Raw genomic sequence first — 20,811 nt, 5'->3', positions numbered from 1 at the left:
GTAAGAAAGCGTTAGCCAACACATACTACCTGGCAAGAAATTAAATAAAAAATAGCTACCGCTTCGGCGGTACTTATTTTGCCTATAAAAATGCCCTAAAATGCATATTTTAGGGCATTATTGTTTTTCTAGCATAAACCCAGCCTAAAAGCACCGGATTCTGTTGTGCATCTGGTTCCGTAGCTTTTGGACGCTGTACGTGCATGAAAATAAAAAATCAGGGTCTAACTACTGTTTCATAAAAAATACGATGGGGTAATTTATGAAGAAATCAGGCAAAGCTGCATATATTTCTGAAAGTGATTTGCAACTCACACTTAAAAGCCTAAAGGGTAAAAACTCAGTAAGAAACCAAGCTGTGTTACTGGCTTCTCATTTTATGGGTTTGCGTGCCAAGGAAATGGCTTCACTTAAAATGGGTGATGTGTACGATTTTAGAAATCACATACTCAGGGATACGATCCGGCTTTTAGCTGCATACACCAAGGGTAATAAATACCGTGAAGTTTTCCTACTGGACACAGCGGCCAGAAATATCATGCTTGAATATATCCTTTCAAGGGAGGATTCAGGGCCGGAAGCACCGTTATTTTTATCGCAAAAATTACAACCTTTTACAGCCAATACCATGCAAAGAATGATCGGTAATTTATACAAGAAAGCCGGTATAAATGGGACTTCTCATAGTGGACGGCGCTCATTTGCTACTCGATTAATTAGACATAATGTGGATATTTATTCTATTCAACAACTTATGGGTCATTCGAGTATTACAACAACTCAAGAGTATTTTGCGTCCGATCCAAATTTACTAAAAGAGAAAGTATTTAAGTTAAGTCAATGACTTACATTGAATTAAATAATACAGGTGTAATATATAATACATATATATAGCCATATAGATAGATGGTTATAGTGTTATTTATCTATATAGTTATACGTCCATATAATAAGCTAGATATATTGATAACTATATATCTGGTAGGTACAATGCACATACGGCAATATTCACACACACATGGAAATATATAAATGATTACTCTTATTGCGAACACGAAAGGCGGTGTCGGAAAAACATCATTGGCTACATCAATCCTTGCAGCTTTAGCAAAGGATAAGGGGGTTGTTGGCGTGGATCTGGATTCAGTAAATAAAGCGGCTTCGGCTGAGTGGAGTAAAAACCGTACTGAGATAGACGGTAAGTTTTACTTTTTATCTGGTGATGTACGTGACCAGATTACCAAGATTGCATCTGATTATGATGAAGTAGTGATTGACGCTGGTGGCTTCGATAACACTGAATACCGCCAAGCAATCAGCGTTGCCGATGTAATCTTGATTCCCTTGTTGGTGGGTTCTACTTCAAATATTGAAGGTTTGCGAAAAGTAGCAGAAACAATCGAACAAATGCGTCCAGATAATCTACCTAAAGTGTACGGTGTTGTTACCAAAGCACCGCACCACACATCATCACCAGAACTTGACCGGGCAATTACCGAAATTATTAACGATCCATTAGTTCAACCTTGTCCAACTGTTATTGGTGATCGTGTCTGGTACACAAGAGCATTCGATGAAGGTATCGGCCTACTGGACCTAAAGCCAATTAAGCGCAATGAAACGAAATATATTGAAATTGCTCAAAATGAGTTTTTAACTTTGTTTAACTTTATTTATGGTGAAAATAATGACTGATATTCCAGCGAACCCACGCCGGGCGCAAGCTACCGAAGCACGTAAACCTGCCCAAGCTGAAAAAAGCCCGGAAGAAGTTATTAACGCTGCACCTTTGCAAACGATTCAAGTTGAACAAACAAATCCGATTGAAGCTGTAAAACCCTGGCGTGCTGGGACCAGCATGTCTGAGGATGAATTAATGGTTGTCACTGAAAAGGGGTCTTATAATATCCCTATGGAATTGGTGCTGCGCCTGGACTATCTCGTTGGTACAAAGAAATCACGTGGTTTAGGTCGCAAAACCAATAAAACGGCGCTATTGATTGAAGCCTTGGATGAATACACCAAGCGCGAACTTAAAAAGCAAGGTCATAGCGTTTAATTTATGAATCAAAAAAGCCAGCTTAATGCTGGCTTTTTAGTTTTATGCGGTCTGTTTTTTCGGTTTTAATCCTTGGTAGAAGATCATGCCAAAAATAATTGATATACCTACGCTACCAAAAATCTGCTGTGCCAGATCCTCGCCTGGTTGAATCGCCACTTTGATTAAGGTGAAGATAAGAACACACATAGCGAACCAAGCAATAGATATTGCCTGTTTCTTATTTACCGACCAATCTGCCACTTCTGGTTTTGAACTCGCAAAGCCTTTGGCTACAAAGTACGATATAACCGCCAGAATAACCGAAATAATAAGCCCCATAATTTCATCCTGTTTTTATGATAAAAATTTACCAATCATCATAACCAAAAAAACCAGCATTTAAGCTGGCTTTTTTTGACTAAAATCAGGCTAATTTAGGAAATAGCGTCTTAAAGTCATTGTATGTGGACTTGATCCGGTCAATAAAGCTAGATAACCCTAAATGCCAACGCTCCCAGTCCTCGTTTTCTCCCAGGATAATCTCTTTCATTTTAGCCATGACAGCTTTCTTTTTATCTGCACCGGATAAGCCACCTTCAATCTGCATGGAATCCATAAAACTAACGGTTTGCTGGTAGAATTGACGGCCATACTGAATAGCATCCAAAATACTACCAACGGCTTGTGCAATGGTGACGGCGACAAGAACTTTAGACATGGTTACACCTTTAAAAAATATAAGAATATTGATAAATAATTATAAGTTATTTTTGCCTAAGTATAATAAATAGACATAAAAAAACCGTCTATCTGAGGAATAGACGGCGGAAAAAAGTGATCGGTTGTGCGCCAGACTGGACTTGAACCAGTGGCAAACAGCTTAGAAGGCTGTTGCTCTATCCAACTGAGCTACTGGCGCAAAAAAAAATCTGCTAAATGAATTAGGCCACTTAACAGATTAAAACCCAGAACGCTCTGATTCGTTCTAAGTAAGGGTCTGGTGATTATATTTGAATATATAAAATTATAAAAGGTGGGATAATAATAATTGGTTAAATATTTATATAAATAAAAATTTGATTGATATTTTTATTTATTCAGATATATTTGGGGTTCTTCGTCAAGAAAACCGTTTAGACTGCCATATTTAAACGTAGATTCGCTTTAAAAAAAGCGCCCATTAGTGGGCGCTTTTTTATTACTGGTCTAAATATGGATTGTATTCACTCATCCACTCTAGTCCTTTCACTGTTTTACGCTTTTCTTGCCAGGTCTGGTTAGACTTGTTGAAATTCGTTTCAGCTAGTTTCTGGTTAAACTTGATTGGATAACGTGGATTCTCCTTGTTGTAGTCGCGGATCTGCTGCTTAATGTCGCGGACTTGAGTTCGGTCCCCAGATTCCAAAGCAGCTTCATAGCGTTCTTTCCAGCGTTTGTTTAAGTAGATCTGAGAAGATTTGTCTTTCATCTCTAATCCTCTTATACGGCCCTCTTTTGCAATACCGGCTGGTTGTGCATCAAGTATCTTAACTATGCCGTCTAGCACCGTGGCATCATTCGTTTTAACGCCAGTTTTCATATTGCGGTAATCGCCAGTCGCGGCAGCATCAAAACCTTGAAACAAACTTGTTCCAGCTTTCGGTAATAATTGCGTCCCAGCCTGGTAGTAAGCACCCACTTGAGCCAGTGCAACGGATTCCTTCACCTTCTCAAGTAAGCCGCCAATTGGACCAGCTATCTGTGAAATTTCAGAAGATTTCATATAGTCACTGGTCGTTGGGCTGAAATATGCAGTCGCTGGGATTAAGTCACCCATACCCATACGGCCCTTAACGTCAATCAATGGGTTTAAGTTCACGATACCATCCATTAGAGCCGTATTTACTGCGCTACCCATCGTCTGCCCAAGTGCATCATGCAAAGCGATTTGAATCTCACGCTCGGTATTAACAGGCTTTCCGACCAATCCGCCGGCAGTTTCGATACCATCCAAAATATCGCGTACAAATGGCAAGCCAGACGTACCAGAAAAGGCCATTAAGATTCCCAGCATGGTTAAAACGGATCTGGATACACCAAAACCGACCAGACCGGCCATTTTCTTTTTAAACTCGTCATCATCACCGCCGTATAAGCCAGATTTCTGCATTCGTACCATTTGCTCAATGTAGGCAATCATAAATTGCTTATACATCATCAGGACGCTGCCGACATTGCCACGTGATACACGCGGACGGTTGCCCTTGTTATAGATTCCCTGTGTTTCCTGAATAGTTCTGACTGCAAAATCATAGGCATCTTTAAAGCCTAATTGCTCTAATTTGGTTTGGCCCAGACTTTCGGCCACGTCCAAAGCTGCAAATAGTGAAGTACGGCGGTTGACGGTTTCAGATGCTTGAGCAAACAAGCCAGACGCATGGCTGACCAATTGCCAGGTGCTTGCACCAAGGCCAGACTTACCACGCTCTAAACCTTGCATCATCCATGTGTTTTGTGGGTCCAAGTGGCCTTCTTTCCTTGCACGCTCATAATGGGCCTTATATTTAGGGTCCATTGCATCCGTACCTTTACGCCATGTGGTAACAGCTTTACCAAAGGCTTTTAGAATCGTGCCGTGGTCCTTGCTGTACTGCATCAGATAAGGGAATGTTTGTAATAGTGGCTGTGTTAAGTTCACCACGCCAAACATGGCTGAGAATCCCATATACCAGACAAACGCGAAGTTTTTAACGGCGGCTAGTTCTTCCTGGGTATCCAATGAGTAATCACGTAACCGGATTGCGTCCTCTTGAAAGGCCGGATCTTCGATATTAGTAATAGATTCATCAATTGCCGGGTTATAGCTCTGGTTTGCTGAATAACGCGCATTCGACATAACAAACGATGCTAGAACACGTTTTACATCGGTATCAAAACCATCAATGCCCTGGCGCTTCAATAGGCGTTTAAGTGCATGGTTATTCTGGACGGCGTACTTGATATAGGCTGTTTCAGCGTCACCAATTGGTAAACCGGATTCTTTAGCAAATAACGCCACCGTTTCAGGACTTACACCCTGGAACAGTTTGTGTTGCAGCTCGTTAATCTGGCCTTTCTCTAGGACCGTACCTGGTGGCAGGTTGCCTTTTTTCTCCTGATCTCTAAAGTAGATATTGCGCTCAGATTCACTTTCAAAGTGCTGGCGATAAGATACTTCGCCTGTGGTCGGGTTCCAGATCCTCACAAAATACTTGCCAAAGCGCATAAGCGGAACGTAACCCTGATCCTTTAGGTCGTTCGCCTTCTTAAATACCCGGTCTACGGCTTCAATTGCGGCCTGTCGAGCATCCGCCTTTTCTGGCTTGCCCTTGGTTAAGGTATCAATCCGTTTCAGGATCTCGTTATAGTGGTCGGTAATGTCCAGGTCTTGCCCTGCCAGCTCTAACACTTCCTCATTGGTTCCGCCCAGGTGTTTATAGATATTTGAGAAGGTTGTATTTGCAAAGGTGTCTAATGACGTATCAATTGCATCACGGATCTCGTTATATAGGCCAATTTGATCATCATCAAAACCTAATTGCTTTAATTCCTTAACCGTGTGGCGTTCTGAATTGTCGAGCAATGTATTTTCAAACATCAGTTTTCCGACTTTATCCAGGTCCTTATCTACCTTGGCCTTATCAATTTTTCCGCCAGAAAAGGTGTGTCCAATCGTGCGACCAACTCGCTTCACCTCTTTCCAGTAGTCGCTACCTTCCTCTAACTGGGTCAAGATAGACGGCGCAACGTCCATTGATTTTGAACTTGCAAAAGTAACATGATTGATTTTCCCCTGGACCAGATCAAAAGTCTTTTTAAACTGGCCGGTTTCATCCCTCAACGACTTATGCAGCATGGTTTGGAATAGATTAAGCGTTCTATTGCTTAGGGTTTTTGAAGCTTCTGCACCGCGCAAGGACAATTGACCAAATGCGGTTGACGCTGCTTTGTCTAAAAGCTCACGCTGTTTAGATCGGCTCATGTTTTGCGGATTGGCGGTACTGCTGCGACTGTAGCGAATATCTGGATGGGATGAATCAAATGTGCCGCTATTCGCTGTTGCTGACTTAATTTGTGTCGGCTCATGCGCTACTGCCCATTTAACGGTTTTATCTTCATTTAAAAGGATTACACCATCATGGCCCAAGTCTTTAAGCTCCTTTCGACTTGGGACCTGATCCATAACAGAATTAACATAGTATGGATTTTGGATTGATAGATAGGTTTGCATAGGCGACTTACTATCAGCGTATGCGCTTGCTTCGGATAAAGCTGCTGTGAAGTAGCTTCCCTTGCCAAGTAATGCGCCAGATTCATTCGTATTAAATTGATTAAATGATTTTGGTGTACCGTGGTACATAATTAAAGGGTTGCCATTTGAATCAACAACCTTACTTTCATTGAACCAAGATTTAAAGGCTGGGCTTTCCGTCTGGTTGGATCTATCAACATGCTTATTCACTGACGGCGCTTTTTTACCGCCTTTTGGTGGTGTTGGTGGTGTTCCCTTAGAAACAGTCTTAACCATTCGTTCAGCAAGGGCCACCATATCGCTAGGGCTGAGTTTTAGGTTTAATCCTAGTCTATCTACCGCCCATGCTTTAACTGCGCCCAAAACGCGATTTATAAGCCTTTGTACTGGTCCTTGTTTTTGCTGGTTTCTTGCTGCTACGGTGATTAAGTACGGTAAATATTCATCAGCTTGTACCTGTGCATCAGATTCACGCTCTGCTAATCGCTTGGCTTCAAGTGCATCAGCATTACCAGACTTAACAAGTCGGTTAAATTCATTCATTAAAACGGCGTAAGTTTCCGGCTTCATCACGCCCTGCATCCCAACGTGGCCGCCAAGCTCATGTAAGAACACTGGCACGATGTTTTCAGGTGTGATTGCATCAGCAACCAGTGTTACACGACCATTTTCCGCAAAACCTTCCACACCTTGCTCGGCATAAGTAGGCACAATGCTTAAAATGCCTTTTTGCTCAAGCTGCTGAATTGTGTCCTCACCAAAACGACTTACAAGCTCTGTGCGGATCTGGTCCGGGGTTGAACCTTTGCCAGCACCAGAACGGCGGCTATTCTGCTTCTGTTGCTGCTCCGGCTCCTTCTTCTTCGGCTTGAGTTCTTCAATTAAAAGATTGTGCTTGGTTTCAAGGTCTTTCAACTGATCGGATTTATCCCATTTAGCACCTTCAATTTTGGCCCTTAGTGCTGGGACCTCCTTTTGTGCAGAATTTAACGCTTCTTTGTAGCCTTTAAGTTCTTCCGGGATAGATTTGATTTCGTTTAACAGTTTTTGAATCAAGCCAACTGGTGAACTGCTGCCGACTTCATAGCTACCCAATCTAAACGGTTCTGCATTACCCTGAACCATAATGTCGACTGTGCCAATCATGCGTGACGGTGAAGCCGAAACTTTAAACCCATTCAGCACGCCTAAGTATTCGTCTTTACCTTTTGCTAAGGCACTCTTAATACCGTTCTCTAGGATAGCTGCCACGTCCTCACGTGCGCCTTTATCCTCTTGCTTGATTTTGGTTCTGCCAGAACTAAATTCAAACTTTTCAGGCTGCTTGATTACAACGTCTTGTTCCAGGGCTGCAATTTTACGCTTGTATAACTGCACATCATTTTCAGTAGATCTAATGATGTTTTTGGTCCGGTGAATACCTCTGTCAAAAGTGGTCTTGTCATCATTCAGCTCTTTGATCTGCTTGCGAAGGTCCATTTCCTCCAAAATTCTAGGGTCGCCACTCGATGCTGCTTTCATTTCTGCGGCGTTCGCTGCTTCACCAGCAACATCCTCCACAACTCGCGTGGTTCCAGCACCTTTTCTTACTTGCTCAATAAACTTGGCCTTAGATTCAATGGTCTGCCACATACGGCTATCAAGCGTCTGTTTAGTCGCATAGCGGTTAATCTCAATCTCGAACCCTTCTGGATTTGCCTTATAGAACTCATTGCCCTGGCGAATAATACGGCCTTCTCGCTGCTCAAGGTCGCTTGGTCGCCAAGGTGCATCAAGATGATGAAGTGCTACAAGTTTGTTTTGCACGTTCATGCCTGCGCCCATTTTCGCAGTAGATCCCATCAATACTCGAATATCACCACGCTTAACCTTCTCAAACAATTCTTGCTTCTGTAGTTCTGTTTTAGCATCGTGAATAAATACAATCTCACTTTCTTTAATGCCTTTAGCAATCAATTTTGCTTTAAGGTCATCGTACACACTAAATTCAGAATCTAATGCCGATAGTTCATCTGGTGATAGTTTGTCGAGTTCGATTTGTGCTGCTTCATCCCCTTCATCAGCAAGCTTAATCAGCTGCTCAATTCTGGATTTTTCTGCCGCTACTGCCCCCTTTGGAGTGGATAGGTCACAAAATACAAGCTGTGTGCCTTTCTTGGCATTCCATTGCTTATAGGTGTCATAAATGCTATTTGCAGCCACATTGACCTTAGATCCTTCAAAATCCTCTGCTGTTGGATCAATCAAGCGCATATCGAGCGCGGCTTTTCGTGCATCACCCATGATTTTGAGCATGTTATCCGCGCCTTTTTCTGGCTTGCGCGGCAAGTTTTCAGTACGCCATACCAGTGAGCCTTCCGGGTATGATTCAAAGCCATTTTCATCAACGGTTGGCATACCGATATAGTCGGCCTGGGTATCGCTACGCTCAACAACCACGTTTTGCGGTTTATTGCCTTTAATCTTTGGTGTGCCTAGTGTTTTACCTTCACGTGCCAGCTGCGCGTTAATATCATCCCGGTTCATTACATCGGCAAAGCCTAAATAACCCTGCATCAGCTCCGGCATGTTGACAAACTTTGCAAAACGGTTGGTTAGCTTGTATTTACCAGACGGCGATAACTCCCAATCACTGACCACTTCACCAAAGACGGTTGCCCATGCGTCAAAGTGGTTAATGCCCTGTGATTTCAAATTATCCCAGTCCAAATACCGCTGCATGGTGAACATTTCAGCCATAGTGTTAGAGATAGGCGTACCAGTAGCAAAGATCAATTTTGATTTAGGGTTATTGCCCTGCATGATCTGAATTTTAGCAAACAGATCCTTCGCTTTTTGTGAGCCTTTGCCTGTACCCAGTCCGGCCACGTTCTGCATAGAAGTCGTAAATTCAAGGTTCTTAAATTCATGGGCTTCATCCAGCATGACAGAATCAATACCAAGTTCATGCCAATAAATATTATCGGTATCCTTGTTTTCACGGTTTAGAAGATTCTTTTTCTTTTCCTCTAAGGCTAAACGGCGCTTTGCCACGGCTTTGGCGTTACGTGAACGTGATTCATTTTTCTCTCTCAGTTCGCCTTCAAAAGCCATAATTTCAGCAATTTCATTATCAATGAACTGCTGTTCTTGATCTGGTGAAATTGAGATTTTCCCAAAAGATGAATGAGCAATGATAATTGCGTCATAGTCACCATTCGCCATTTTTGCAATAAAGCGTTTACGGTTGGCCTTCTCAAAATCCTTTTTAGTTGCAGCCAGAATATTGGCATTTGGATAAAGCAAAACAAAGTCATTGGCCCATTGTCCTACCAGGTGGTTAGGAACAACGATTAACGGCTTGTTTGCGATACCCATGCGGCGCATTTCCATAGCTGCGGCAATCACGGTAAAGGTCTTACCAGCGCCCACGGTATGGTCATAGAGTGTGGCTTTCGATTGGACTGAGCGCCAAACGGCATTCTTCTGGTGTGGTCTTAGTTCAATCGCGCTGTTCATACCATAAAAAGCCAGGTGCGAACCGTCATATTCACGATTGACTGTAGTATTAAACACATCGTTGTATAAACGCTCTAAATGCTCTCGTCTTGCATCGTTCTCCCATAACCAGTCCTTCCATGCCGACTTAATCATTTCCACACGTTGCGCGGCTTCCTGTGTGGCTTCTTGGTTGATTACACTCGTTCCATCTGAGAAATTGTCATAGACGGTTGGTTTTTTGCCATTCATGGCATGATTAAGAATACTCTTGGTGTCTACTCTGCTGGTAGCATAGGTCGCGCTGGCAAGGGCAGTTACACCGGACGGCGTGACTTCCCACTTGTTAAGCAACTTAAAATATTCGGCCTTTCCTTCTGGTGAACCGGTAATGTGACTAACAAAGTCGCTCATATAGTTCGCAGGGATCCAGTGCGAACCGATTTTTACATCAATGTCTAAGGCTTCAATGTCTGCCGGTATAACTTTTTCTAAAGCTCGGACGTTACGCTCGTACTTCGGATCTCGCTCTGCATGTTCTTTAGCTACTGCAAGTTTTTGCTTTACGTTGCCAGATAGGTATTCATCCCGAACCACATAGCCGTTAATTGGATCATTAAAGATCAATTCACCCAATTCCGAAATAATTTCACTTTCAGATTTCCCAGCATAAAGCTGCTGCATGGTTTGGGTGTTTACGTGTCCATGTCTGTTTAGGGATTCTGTTAAAGCATCTTGAGCATTGCTTACACTTTGGACCAGTGCAATAGGGACCTGAGTTCTCTTAGTGAAGATTGCAGCCTTTTCTGCGCTCGGTTTTCTGAATTTTTGGCCGGTACTCTTAGCAACGGCGGCACTTACACCACGATCATATTTATCCTCTAGTGCTGAAAGCTGCGCCCAGTTCGGATCGTCACGCATTAATCGCTTATTGGTGTCGCTATTGATAAAGCCATGTGCTGAAACAAAAGCATCATATTCCTTATTTAGCTCTTTACGTGATTCGGCAATCTGCTTGTCTGTTGCATCCGGATCTAATTGAAGGGTTCTTAACGCTGCCAGCTTTTCAGCAGTATGAATCATCCCTGCAACACGGTCCCTGGCTTTGTCATTGGTAAACTCAACGGCTTGTGATTTCTGCTCTCCCATAATGTCCGGTAAACGCTCATGAATCTGACCATCTGAATTGACAAATTTTGAGCCGACTTTGACCTGGGAAATATCGCGGATAACCGCCTGTGTGGTTTCTTCAAAGTTTTGGCTTAGATCGGCATTAAATACGTCCTTTGGTAGACGTTCAATCGCTTCACTTAAAAGCTGTTCGGTGTTTTGCCCTTCACGTTTAATTAGTGCTGGCTCACCATCACGATACATACTGCCGTATGCACCAAAGTCACCTAGCATGTTCTCCGGGTGTCGAACAAAGTATTCATTTAGCGGTACGCTGTTGCCGTCTTTGTCTTTGTAGTCCTTCACATCAAGCCAGGTTTCGCCGGTTTTGGTTTCGCCTTCTTCTTTTTTGCGAAGGAAAATAATATCTGTGGTGACTTGTGTACCAGCATTTGATAGGAAAGCATCATTCGGTAAACGGATCGCGCCGACCAGTTCTGCGCGTTCTGCGATATAGCTACGCTCTTTATCACCCATCTTGTCCAGGAACCGGTTTGTCACAACCATAGCCAGGATACCATTCGGCTTCAAGCTATCTACTGACTTGGCAAAGAAGTAGTTGTGCAAACTAAATCCGCTGATTTTTGGCTTTACCTGGTCATTGATTGTAATGCTTGAAAACGGCGGATTACCAATAGCAATATCGAAGTAATTATCAATAATTTGATAATCCTGGAATCCCATTGGGGCCTTAACATTGGCTTCTGGGTAAAGGTGTTTTGCAACTGCGCCGGTGATATTGTCCAGCTCTACTGCATAAAGGTTACTGGCTTTACGCATATTCTTCGGCATTAGGCCGAAAAAGTTACCCACGCCCACGGACGGCTCTAATACACGGCCATTTTTAAAGCCGAAATTAGCCACGGCTTGCCATAGTGCTTTTACAATTTCAGGACTGGTGTAATGGGCCGCAATACTTGAATCCACGGCGGCCTTCATTTCATCTTTTGTTAAGAGTGATTCAAGCTCTGCAACTTCCTTTGTCCAGCCAGTCGCAATGCTTCCATCTTCACGCTTAAACGCTTCGGCCAATCCTCCCCAGCCGACAAATTTAGATAGTGCTTTTTGCTCTGCCTTGGTTGCAGGTCGCTTCTCGGTTTCAAGCTGCTTAATAATCTTAATAGCTTCGATATTGGCTTTAAATTTGGTCTTTTTGCCGCCTTTACCAATATCCTTCTCGTCAATGACGAAAGCATCAACCGGTGCGTTATCCGCAACAACGGCTTGCTGTGGGTCTAGTCCGTTGTTGTCGCTGTTTCTTCCGGCAGAAATAGATACTTCTCTCTCACCATCTGCCACGCTTCGTCCGGTGTCATCCCCTGGAGTTCTAGTTGATCGACTTCCTGATACGTTTGTTCGGCTGCCTGTTGCAGTTTTTGTTGCAGAATCCCCTGCTTCACGTACTCCCTGTACATCTTCGGTAGATACTGCTTCCAGTGTTTTTCCGCTTGTCTGATCCAGTTGTTGAACATCGTCTGATTCCTGTTTGTCTGCTGTGGTTTCTGCTGGCTTACTGTATTTTCCTAAACTGTCCTCATATTTCTTTTTTTGGTCGTTCCAAATAAAGGAATTGTTTGGATCTGCTTTAATAAGACTATCAATTGCCTGGATAATTGTATTGTAATATTTTACGCGATCATCACCCTTTGGCATTGGTGCTTCACGTGCATCGTGATATGCCTTTAATGCTGACTGAAGGACTGTTTCAGAATTGTCAGTATTTTCACGGCTTTTTAGTTTCTGATACTCATTGATAGAATCCTCGGCTTTTTTCGCTTCATCTTTGTAATACTGCTCTGACGGCTTATCATCAATCATGTCTGCCATTTTAAGCAAAGCATCACGCTCTTTTTCGTAATGCTGAATTACAGATTCAGTATTATTCCAATCAATTTTCTCTTTTTGAATTACTTTTAAATCATCATAAGCCTTAGATACTTGCTCATTGTTTGATTTATCTTGCTGTTCAGCAACTTCATACTCATTGCCGCGACTTCCTCCGAACTCGATTCCATTCGGTGTGATCGATACGCTTTCAGTAATGAATACGCCTAATGGGTCGTAGTAAGAACGAACCCCTCTTTCATCTTCATAAACATCATTACCATATCGGTTCTTACCCAGTAATGTTCTTTGTTTCTTAGGCTTCTCCTGTGCCGGTTCAACCTTCTCTGGATCGGCTTGTTTCTGTAGCAGCTTATCAGCTTCCTCTGCGCGTTTCTGCTCTGCTTTCAAGGCTTCGGTCTGGTCTTTTTTACGTAATACAAACTGTGACGGCGCAAGCTCTACAATTTCGTGCGTATCCTTCACATTATTAATTTTCAATCCACGTAATGCAGCATTTTTGCTTAAAAATGGTTTTCCATCAGATCCCCGGCCAATATCGCCAGATTTCATACCTTCCGGTGCATCATTTTCCTGAATGCCATTTTCGCCTGTTTTTTGTTCAGGTTGCGCCGGCGCTGGTGTTTCAGGTTCCTGGATAGTGTAGCCTTTCTTTTTTTCTTTCCATGCGTTTTCTTCTTCCTGCATGGTTTTAGCATCAACCGATCCGGCTCCCCATTCGCCAGAATAGCTATAAGAAACACGCCCATCAGAATGAGTGAGCTTTTTAATTTCTGCACCCACTTTACCGCTTTGGGTTAAGTATGTTCTCACCGGCTCAATAGTCATGCCGCCTTTTTTAATGCTGTTTTCAGGATTGGCAAATTTATCTGTAATATCCATTAAATCCGTATCGTTCGCATCAGGATATTTATACACACTCCCTTTGTCGCTGATAACAGCCGTACCGACTAAATTTCCATCTGGGTCCTTAACATCATATTCAAAATTAGTTTCAGTAATGCCGCTACGCTTATGCTTCGCTTCAAAGTTTGTTTTTTTGTTTTCAAAAGAAAAACCATCAATAATTTTCTGTGTTTTTCCTTCTTTTATGGCTGGCTGCTCCGGTGTATCAGCTTTAAGCTCCGGTGTATCAGCTTTAAGCTCCGGTGTATCAGCTTTAAGCTCCGGTGTAGTGGTCGTGCTGATCGCCTTCACAATTTCAGTGGCTTCTTTTAAAACGTCTGCACGCGAACGGCCACTATCAATTTCATCATTGATCAATCGTGGTTTTGTTGAAGGGTTGTTTAAATGAGCATCACGGAACTTATCCGCAAAACTCAAATTACCAGACGGCGCTGGTTGTTCGGTTTTTGTTTCTGTATTTTCTGGTGCTTGGCCATGCCACACGCCATTATCATCACGCACACCAATAACATCAACACTTCCGTCTTCGTTATCTGCAAGGTGATAATTTGGATTCTTTTTAGCTGCTTCGATTGAAGCTGTCTTGAAATACTGAACACGCTTACCCTGTGCAAGTTTTCCTGCTACTTCTCCAATTGCGGCACTAGCAAAAGCATTCCCAAGCGTGCTGAAAATTCCTGTAATTTGCTCTGCGTTACTTAACTCTCGGTCTTGAGATTCTTGTTTAGGTGCTGTTGGTGGATTGGTAATAGGCGTTCCGATAGGTGGAACGGCGTTAAGCATGTCATCGAAAGCCTGATCGCTTTCAGGGTCATCAGCCTGTGTTATTGATTTAGGCTGGACAATAATTTGACCTTCACCCTTTTTAATAATCTCATGGCTATCTTTTAAGCCATTTGTTTTTACGAAATCATTTGCTCTCACGTAATTTGTGAAAGTTTTAGGTTTATTGTGGTCTGGCTGCGCTGTTGGGATCGGCTGTGCTGGTTGTTGTGCTTCCTCTGGATCTAATAAATCAGGCACATTATCAGCATTTAAGCTATCAACACTCACTGGACCTTCTGAGAAGTTTGATAGATTGGGATCTGCCGGGGTTGGCTGCACAATATTTTCCGGGCTATAACCAAAGCTGTTTAGGTTTGGGTCATCCGGGATGATTCCTTGTTTTTTGACAACAACAAGCGTTCCATCCTCTGCAATTTCAATGTCATGTGAATCAGTCAAGCCATTGATACGAACATAGTCATTGGCCTTGCTTGGATTGGAGAATGCTTTAGGCTCGTTAAAATCATCCTGGAATGGTGACGGCTGGTTAGGGTCGATAGGTTCAAATGTTTCAGGGTCCAATTCAACTGGATTGCTAAATAGTCCTCTATCTTGTGGGTGAATCTGCTGTTTAACATGATTGTTCACAATGCTGGAAACAGAAGGCTTTTTCGGTGCTTTGGCTTGAGAATAGCGCGTAATGGATTGAATCAGCTCTTGCGCCTGGTCTGTGTCGATATTACCCAGTGAAACGGCGTTCATTACCACGTTATGCGCTGCGGCTACATCACCAGTCATTGTAAGGGTGAATACATCGGCTCGAATAGGGTCTGTCTGAATCGCCTGTGCTTCTTCTGGCGTGATAAACCCATTACTTACGCTATCCATCACCAGATTGGTGGTGTTTGCCATGCCCTGATTGACTTGGGCCGGTGCTGCCGGTTGTGGCTGTGATGCTGCCTGTGGTTGTGCTGCCGGTTGTGGCTGCGGTTGCGGTTGGGCTGCTGGTCCCTGTTGTGCGGCTTGTTGCTGCTGTGGTTGGTATTGTGCGGCAAAACGCTGGACAAAATACGGCGTATCAATACCGTACTGATCATAAGCAGCCTTCACCTTGCTGGCTTCTGCACCAATATTATTCAGGTTATCTTGTGCGCTTTGGATCTGCTGTGGATCGTTAAGCTGCATGGCATCTGCCAGCTCTTTACGTGCTGCGGCTTCTTCCTGGCGTAACGTGTTGGTCTGGTTGCGTAACTGCTTCGCTACGTCCTTGGCTTGGCTAGTCGGTGATCCGCCAGTAGCAGACTGCATACCGCCGCCCATGATACCGCCGATTAAGCCTTCCTCAAGAACAGTCTGGCCGACCTTGCCATAATCTACCGGTGTACCTCCAATATTGGCCGATGCAGCTTGAGCGCCATACTCACCAATACCGCCCTGTAAACCTTCCTCTAGGGCCTGTCTACCCACCATTTTTGCCGCTGCTTTGTTGGCTGCAAGACTTACATCTGGAACCAATTTAGCCATGCCGGTGCGTGGGACCTGTTGCATTTCACGCTTAACCAAAGCTGAATCTACACCGCCGCCGACCAGCTTTTTACCTATTTGGCTGGTAGGTGCATTTTTCAGGATACCAGATCCAAGGACTGCACCGGACGGCGCAATAAAGTCGATTGCGGTCATGGCCGAACCGTATTTATTCGCGGCCTGTTCCGAAAGTGTGTCTAAGGTTTCGGCATGGGCTTGTTGACGTGCCTGATTAATACCTAAACCGCTGTTTAATTTTTCTTGGAAATTTTGCTCAAATAGCGGATTACCTTGCAGCTTCTCCCAGCTTGGGAAATCGCGTGCAAGATTTTCTGTGGCGTTGCGGCGTACTTCACCATAGTTCTGTGTATGCCCTGCGACCACACCAGCACCCATACCTAGATAAGGGGCTGCTGCTTTGGTGGCATTGAATGCGCCAGCACCTTTAGCAACGACTTTAGCCGCACCAAATGGCATTGCCATAGCTGGAACGGATTGAATTGCACCGGTGGCTAATTGGGCTGCTTTACCGCTTCCCCCAGCTTGCAGATCCTTTTGAAAACTGGACGCACTATTATCATATTCTTTTCTAAGGTTTTTACCGTAATCAGCAACTTTAGCGGAAATAGAATCCTGTTCGTTCTCACCAATATCACGCACAAAGCCAGCGGCACTTTCAATTGTGCTGCCTACGCCCTGTCCAAATAGGTTCCCGATAGTTTCGCCAGTAGACTTAATGGTTTCTTTGATGATCGGTAACTTACTGCCAGTCTTTGCGGCTTCTTGAACGGCTTTATCTGCACGTTTGTCCTTGGCAAAGCTGCGGCTATTTTGTCCAGCTTTCGGCAATAGTCCAGCACTCTGCATGACCTTATCAGTCTGTGAGTACCATTTTTCACGTGCCTGAACAATCGCGGTGTCATTTGCACCACGTTTGGTTAGTTCAGGAATCACTTTGTCTTTGAATAGACGTTCACGCTGACTGATTAATTGACTTGCATCTGCGCCTTCTTCTGCTGCCTTTGCTGCTAAATTGCTAAAGTGCTGGTTAATATTCACAGTAAAACCTCTTAGTTAATAGGAATTACTGTCTGTTGCGGTTGCCAAAAACGGCAAAAAAATAAAACTTACTTGTTATTTCTTGAGTATATTTCAAAAGCTAAATTTTAGCTTTTGTTTTGTAGCTGCTTTAACTTTAATGCTCTGGCCGCTTCTACCGCCGATCCACCATAAAACGGCTCGGTACTTTGCTTAAATAACGGCGTTAATTTTTTAGATTCCTCTGGTTTTTTGGGCTTGTCTTTTTGCTTGGCGGCCTGTTCTGCCCTGATACGCTCATTGACTGCATCCGCTTGCGCTCGTTTACGTGCTGCCCTGGCTTCTGCATTCTGCTCTGCTTTACTCTTAGGCTTGGCCGCTGGTTTAGGTGCTGCCTTGGCCGTGGTTGCTGGTGGCGTAAAGCGTGAAGCTGCTTTCGTTACTGCGTCACTTTGCATTGGATTGCGTAATGGAATCATAGCCTGACCAGACTTTGCTGCCGGTTTAGCTGCTGGTTTGGCTGCTGGCGTACTTTCACCTACGTTAATACCGTGAAATACGTTATCAATTTCTTTCGTATTTAGGTTGCTTTGTTCTGCTGGCTTTTCGGCTTTTTTACCCTGTCTGCCATGTGTGATCCAGTTACCAGCTTCGGTCTTGTTGGTCGCACCGACCAGTTCAGCGGCTTTCTGGTGTGAATATTCCTTGCGCTGGCCTGGTGTCATCATCTGCCCGGCTTCTGTAGACATAACGGCGTTATCCACAAGCTTATAAATATTTCCATAAGCTGCTGCACGCTCCTTACTGGTGTTGCTGTTGGCAAACTTGGAAATCTCTGTTTGTGTCCCTGCCAGGCCGCCAATAATGGCCGCATTTGCTCCCTTATCCAATCCTAGCTCTGTACCCATTGCCGTGGCAGTATTATTGATTGCTGCGGTAGCCTGTGCGCTTACACCTTGTCTATAGTTATTCTTAGCATTGACTGTCTGTTGTGCATTGTTTTGGTTGACCTGATCCACGGTGATATTAGTCGGCTGTCCACCAGCACCCAGATAACCTAAAGCTTGGTTGTATTTTACGATATGGCCGTACACTTGCTGACGCGCTGAATCGTTCAGGTTTAAATGGTCGAACCATGTGCCTTGCTGCCCAGCTTTTTGCCAGCGTGCTACTGCTGCATCAATGGCTGGTTCCCCAGCGTTATATGCAGCGGCAATCAAGGTTGTATCTCCACCGTATTTTTTATCCAGGTGATTGATTAGGGCTGCACCGGTTTGAATATTGGCTTGAATATCTGTAACCGGGTTTCCATTAATCCCGAACTGTTTAGCGAACCCTTGGGCATATCGAGCGTTAATCTGCATGGGACCATGACTAGATCCGTCATAGCTCGGCACGTTTCTGCCGGCTGATTCAATTCCCATCATGGCAACGGTTTTGTTATACAGATCCGGTTGATTGCTTAAAAAACTCAGCATTGGTGCATTCTGCTGGGCAAAACTAATCGCACCCTGCACCCCGGATGCTACGGCGGCGCTGGCCTTGCCTGATCCTGTGCCAGCTCCACCTTTACCCGGTAAAGTGGCCCGGTAATTCTGACCTTCTTGTCCCAGTTCTGCACGATAGTTCGCACCGCCCTGGCGGATATTTTCAAGATTTAGGGTGTTATTGTGCTTATAACCTTCCAGGCTCAGGGTGTTATTGTGCTTATTGTTTTCTTTGTTTAGATCAAAACCATACTGCAATCCCATTTTGCGTTCTTCCCAGCTATATTCCTGCTGCTTTAAAGCGGATTTTGCAGCATTGTCTACGCCAGTTTCATAGTTTTTAACTGGCTCAAGCTGCTGGTAGGTCGCTGAAACAAAGTCATCAATATTGACGTTCTCTCTGGCTGCTCGTACCAATGCACCGGTGTTTCGGTCCACAATGTTAATGTTGACCGTACCATCTGCATTTTTTACATAAGACAAGGCTTGGTTTGGATCAAAATTTGGATTGCCTACGTTGTCCTTGTTGGCAAATTCAACGTATGTGGATGCTGCCCGGTCAATATCACCGGTTGTTTTGAAATTCTGGTACATACCCAAGCGTTCACTCAAAAGCTGCTTGCGGTTGGCTTCTGCTTGCTCTCTTGCGCTTGACTGCAAGGTGAAATCATTTTGCTTTACTGTCTGGCCGTGTAATTCAGCCTGTTGCTTGTCCTGTACTGCTTGGCGACCACGTGTGTAGTCGCGTTCCTCTTTCTCTTTGGTTTCCGCTTTAAATTGATTTAAACCGGTGACAGCACCCACACCGGCTGCTGCTGCTACATTACCCCAATCAATAGACATAATTTCACCTTATCCTAAAAATGAGCCGTTGTTTGTGGTCTTGGGTCTAACGCTGGCGATATTGTCATACATCACGCCACTACCTACATCGGTTCCTGCGACCTTCATACCCTTGGTGGCTGTATCAATGGTTGATACTGGTTGTGTGGTTGTGGCCCCACCCCATAGGCTTTTAATCGCATTTGGGTTTGCTAATAAACCCTGTGTGATAGATGAAACGCCGCCAGCAATAGCCTGATTTGCCATGTTGCTCTGATTTATTGCACTGGTGCTATATGAATCCGCCAGACTAGACATGGAGTTTCCGACATTGTTTGCAGCGCCATTAATTAATGAATTGCCTTGCTGATACACCCCATAACGGCGGTTCCAGGTGGCATCTTCTGCGAACTGGCGTTCTTTGTTGCGTGCATTTGTCACGTTGCCGGCCGTTGCCACGGCCTGATTTAATGCAAATTGACGTTCACTTGATTCTGCCCGGCCACTATTGGGATTAATCCCCATGCGGTTGTTTTGATTATCTAAAGCCTGTTTTGCATTGGAAAATGCTGTTGCTGTATCTGCACCGGCTTCACTTGTCACTCGACCTAGATCAGCCTGTACACCTTTTTCAGCATCACTGACGACCATATCAATAATGCCGCCGTACTGGTTTTTATAATCGTTGTATTGCTCTTTTCTAAAGTTGAGCGTATCACGATTAATTCTGTTGGCTTCCTTCTGGGCTTTTTTGGCACTACTGCTGCCAAATAAGCCGCCGATGGTGCTGATCGCACCCACTCCTACTGCTACCCAGGACATAATTACACCTCTAAATTTAGATCTTTACGGAATTGATTTACTTCTGCATCCGGTACGATAATTTCTTGCTCAATCACGGCCAGATCTGTGCTTTCAGTGTAGTGAACGGTTTGAAATACCAGATCTTCCAGCACCACAAATAGGCGCTTTGCACCAGCTTCACACGTAAAAGTGAATGGCGCTTGGATCTCAAAAGATCCGTTTTCTGAATACACCAAAGCCTTGCCCTGTAAGACAATGCACGTATGGTTATAGCGATGAGTTTTACCCACGATGATGGACCCAGACGGCGCAAGCATTTCCCGGACATAGGTTTTATGGCCGAAATAATGATTTACTGGTGGATCAACCTTATCGCCTTCCGGGAATGATTGAAGGTGCTGCTGTAGCTCATGTACACGTTGTACAAATTTGCTGCCAGTCACACTTAAAAATTGATTGACTTGTTCTAAGCCATTCATAGCACACCTATGTAGATTAGGTGTCTGTTGCGGTTGCCAATATAAGCAGAAAGTTAGGGGTGTTTCTTATTTTGTATTATGTCTTGGCATTGTAGCTCATTGTTTGTTTGCTGTGGTGAACTAATACAAAGCTCTACCGGTTCCAGTTTTGTAATGACGCACGAAGCTAGAGCCAGTGCCATA

At 44.0% G+C, this 20,811-nt stretch carries 9 protein-coding genes and 1 tRNA gene; 3 read left to right on the top strand and 7 right to left on the bottom strand.

What is annotated here, in order from left to right; all coding sequences use genetic code 11:
• Window positions 1-262 precede the first annotated feature (262 nt).
• The 3 genes from NI465_RS12255 (at window position 263) to NI465_RS12245 (ending at window position 2,059) form a co-directional block, all read left to right on the top strand.
• Window positions 263-844: a tyrosine-type recombinase/integrase gene (locus NI465_RS12255; RefSeq protein ID WP_253145507.1), complete on the top strand. Its 582-nt coding sequence runs from the start codon at window positions 263-265 to the stop codon at window positions 842-844.
• A 188-nt stretch (window positions 845-1,032) separates the two neighbouring features.
• The gene (locus NI465_RS12250) at window positions 1,033-1,695 is read left to right on the top strand and encodes a nucleotide-binding protein (protein ID WP_253145505.1); all 663 of its coding nucleotides are present in this window, start codon (window positions 1,033-1,035) and stop codon (window positions 1,693-1,695) included.
• Window positions 1,688-2,059 carry a hypothetical protein gene (locus NI465_RS12245; protein WP_253145503.1) on the top strand — a complete coding sequence of 124 codons (372 nt, stop codon included), beginning with the start codon at window positions 1,688-1,690 and terminating at the stop codon, window positions 2,057-2,059. Before NI465_RS12250 ends, NI465_RS12245 begins: the two co-directional genes overlap by 8 nt.
• Window positions 2,060-2,101: 42 nt before the next feature.
• On the opposite strand, the gene NI465_RS12240 is transcribed toward NI465_RS12245, so the two are convergent.
• The 7 genes from NI465_RS12240 to NI465_RS12210 form a co-directional block, all read right to left on the bottom strand.
• Window positions 2,102-2,380 (bottom strand): hypothetical protein, encoded by a 279-nt coding sequence (locus NI465_RS12240; protein ID WP_253145501.1) that lies wholly within the window; start codon window positions 2,378-2,380, stop codon window positions 2,102-2,104.
• 85 nt (window positions 2,381-2,465) lie between these two features.
• Complete coding sequence (locus NI465_RS12235; protein ID WP_253145499.1) at window positions 2,466-2,759, bottom strand: hypothetical protein; 294 nt, start codon at window positions 2,757-2,759, stop codon at window positions 2,466-2,468.
• A 127-nt stretch (window positions 2,760-2,886) separates the two neighbouring features.
• A tRNA-Arg gene (locus NI465_RS12230) sits at window positions 2,887-2,960 on the bottom strand.
• Between the two features lie 279 nt (window positions 2,961-3,239).
• Window positions 3,240-17,057: a PLxRFG domain-containing protein gene (locus tag NI465_RS12225; RefSeq protein ID WP_253145498.1), complete on the bottom strand. Its 13,818-nt coding sequence runs from the start codon at window positions 17,055-17,057 to the stop codon at window positions 3,240-3,242.
• A 107-nt stretch (window positions 17,058-17,164) separates the two neighbouring features.
• Window positions 17,165-19,366: a transglycosylase SLT domain-containing protein gene (locus NI465_RS12220; RefSeq protein ID WP_253145496.1), complete on the bottom strand. Its 2,202-nt coding sequence runs from the start codon at window positions 19,364-19,366 to the stop codon at window positions 17,165-17,167.
• 9 nt (window positions 19,367-19,375) lie between these two features.
• The gene (locus tag NI465_RS12215; protein WP_253145494.1) at window positions 19,376-20,167 is read right to left on the bottom strand and encodes a hypothetical protein; all 792 of its coding nucleotides are present in this window, start codon (window positions 20,165-20,167) and stop codon (window positions 19,376-19,378) included.
• Between the two features lie 2 nt (window positions 20,168-20,169).
• A complete protein-coding gene (locus tag NI465_RS12210; RefSeq protein WP_253145492.1) occupies window positions 20,170-20,628 on the bottom strand; it encodes a hypothetical protein in 459 nt (152 codons plus the stop codon).
• Between the last annotated feature and the right edge of the window lie 183 nt (window positions 20,629-20,811).

Origin of the sequence: Acinetobacter lwoffii (assembly GCF_024129855.1) — a bacterium.
Classification (GTDB): domain Bacteria; phylum Pseudomonadota; class Gammaproteobacteria; order Pseudomonadales; family Moraxellaceae; genus Acinetobacter; species Acinetobacter lwoffii_L.
This window is presented reverse-complemented; position numbering and strand designations above follow the sequence as displayed.

Coding starts and splice junctions, on each gene's coding strand:
- NI465_RS12210 (WP_253145492.1), bottom strand. CDS start 20,628: ATGAATGGCTTAGAACAAGTCAATCAATTTTTAAGTGTGACTGGCAGC.
- NI465_RS12250 (WP_253145505.1), top strand. CDS start 1,033: ATGATTACTCTTATTGCGAACACGAAAGGCGGTGTCGGAAAAACATCA.
- NI465_RS12255 (WP_253145507.1), top strand. CDS start 263: ATGAAGAAATCAGGCAAAGCTGCATATATTTCTGAAAGTGATTTGCAA.
- NI465_RS12220 (WP_253145496.1), bottom strand. CDS start 19,366: ATGTCTATTGATTGGGGTAATGTAGCAGCAGCAGCCGGTGTGGGTGCT.
- NI465_RS12245 (WP_253145503.1), top strand. CDS start 1,688: ATGACTGATATTCCAGCGAACCCACGCCGGGCGCAAGCTACCGAAGCA.
- NI465_RS12215 (WP_253145494.1), bottom strand. CDS start 20,167: ATGTCCTGGGTAGCAGTAGGAGTGGGTGCGATCAGCACCATCGGCGGC.
- NI465_RS12235 (WP_253145499.1), bottom strand. CDS start 2,759: ATGTCTAAAGTTCTTGTCGCCGTCACCATTGCACAAGCCGTTGGTAGT.
- NI465_RS12240 (WP_253145501.1), bottom strand. CDS start 2,380: ATGGGGCTTATTATTTCGGTTATTCTGGCGGTTATATCGTACTTTGTA.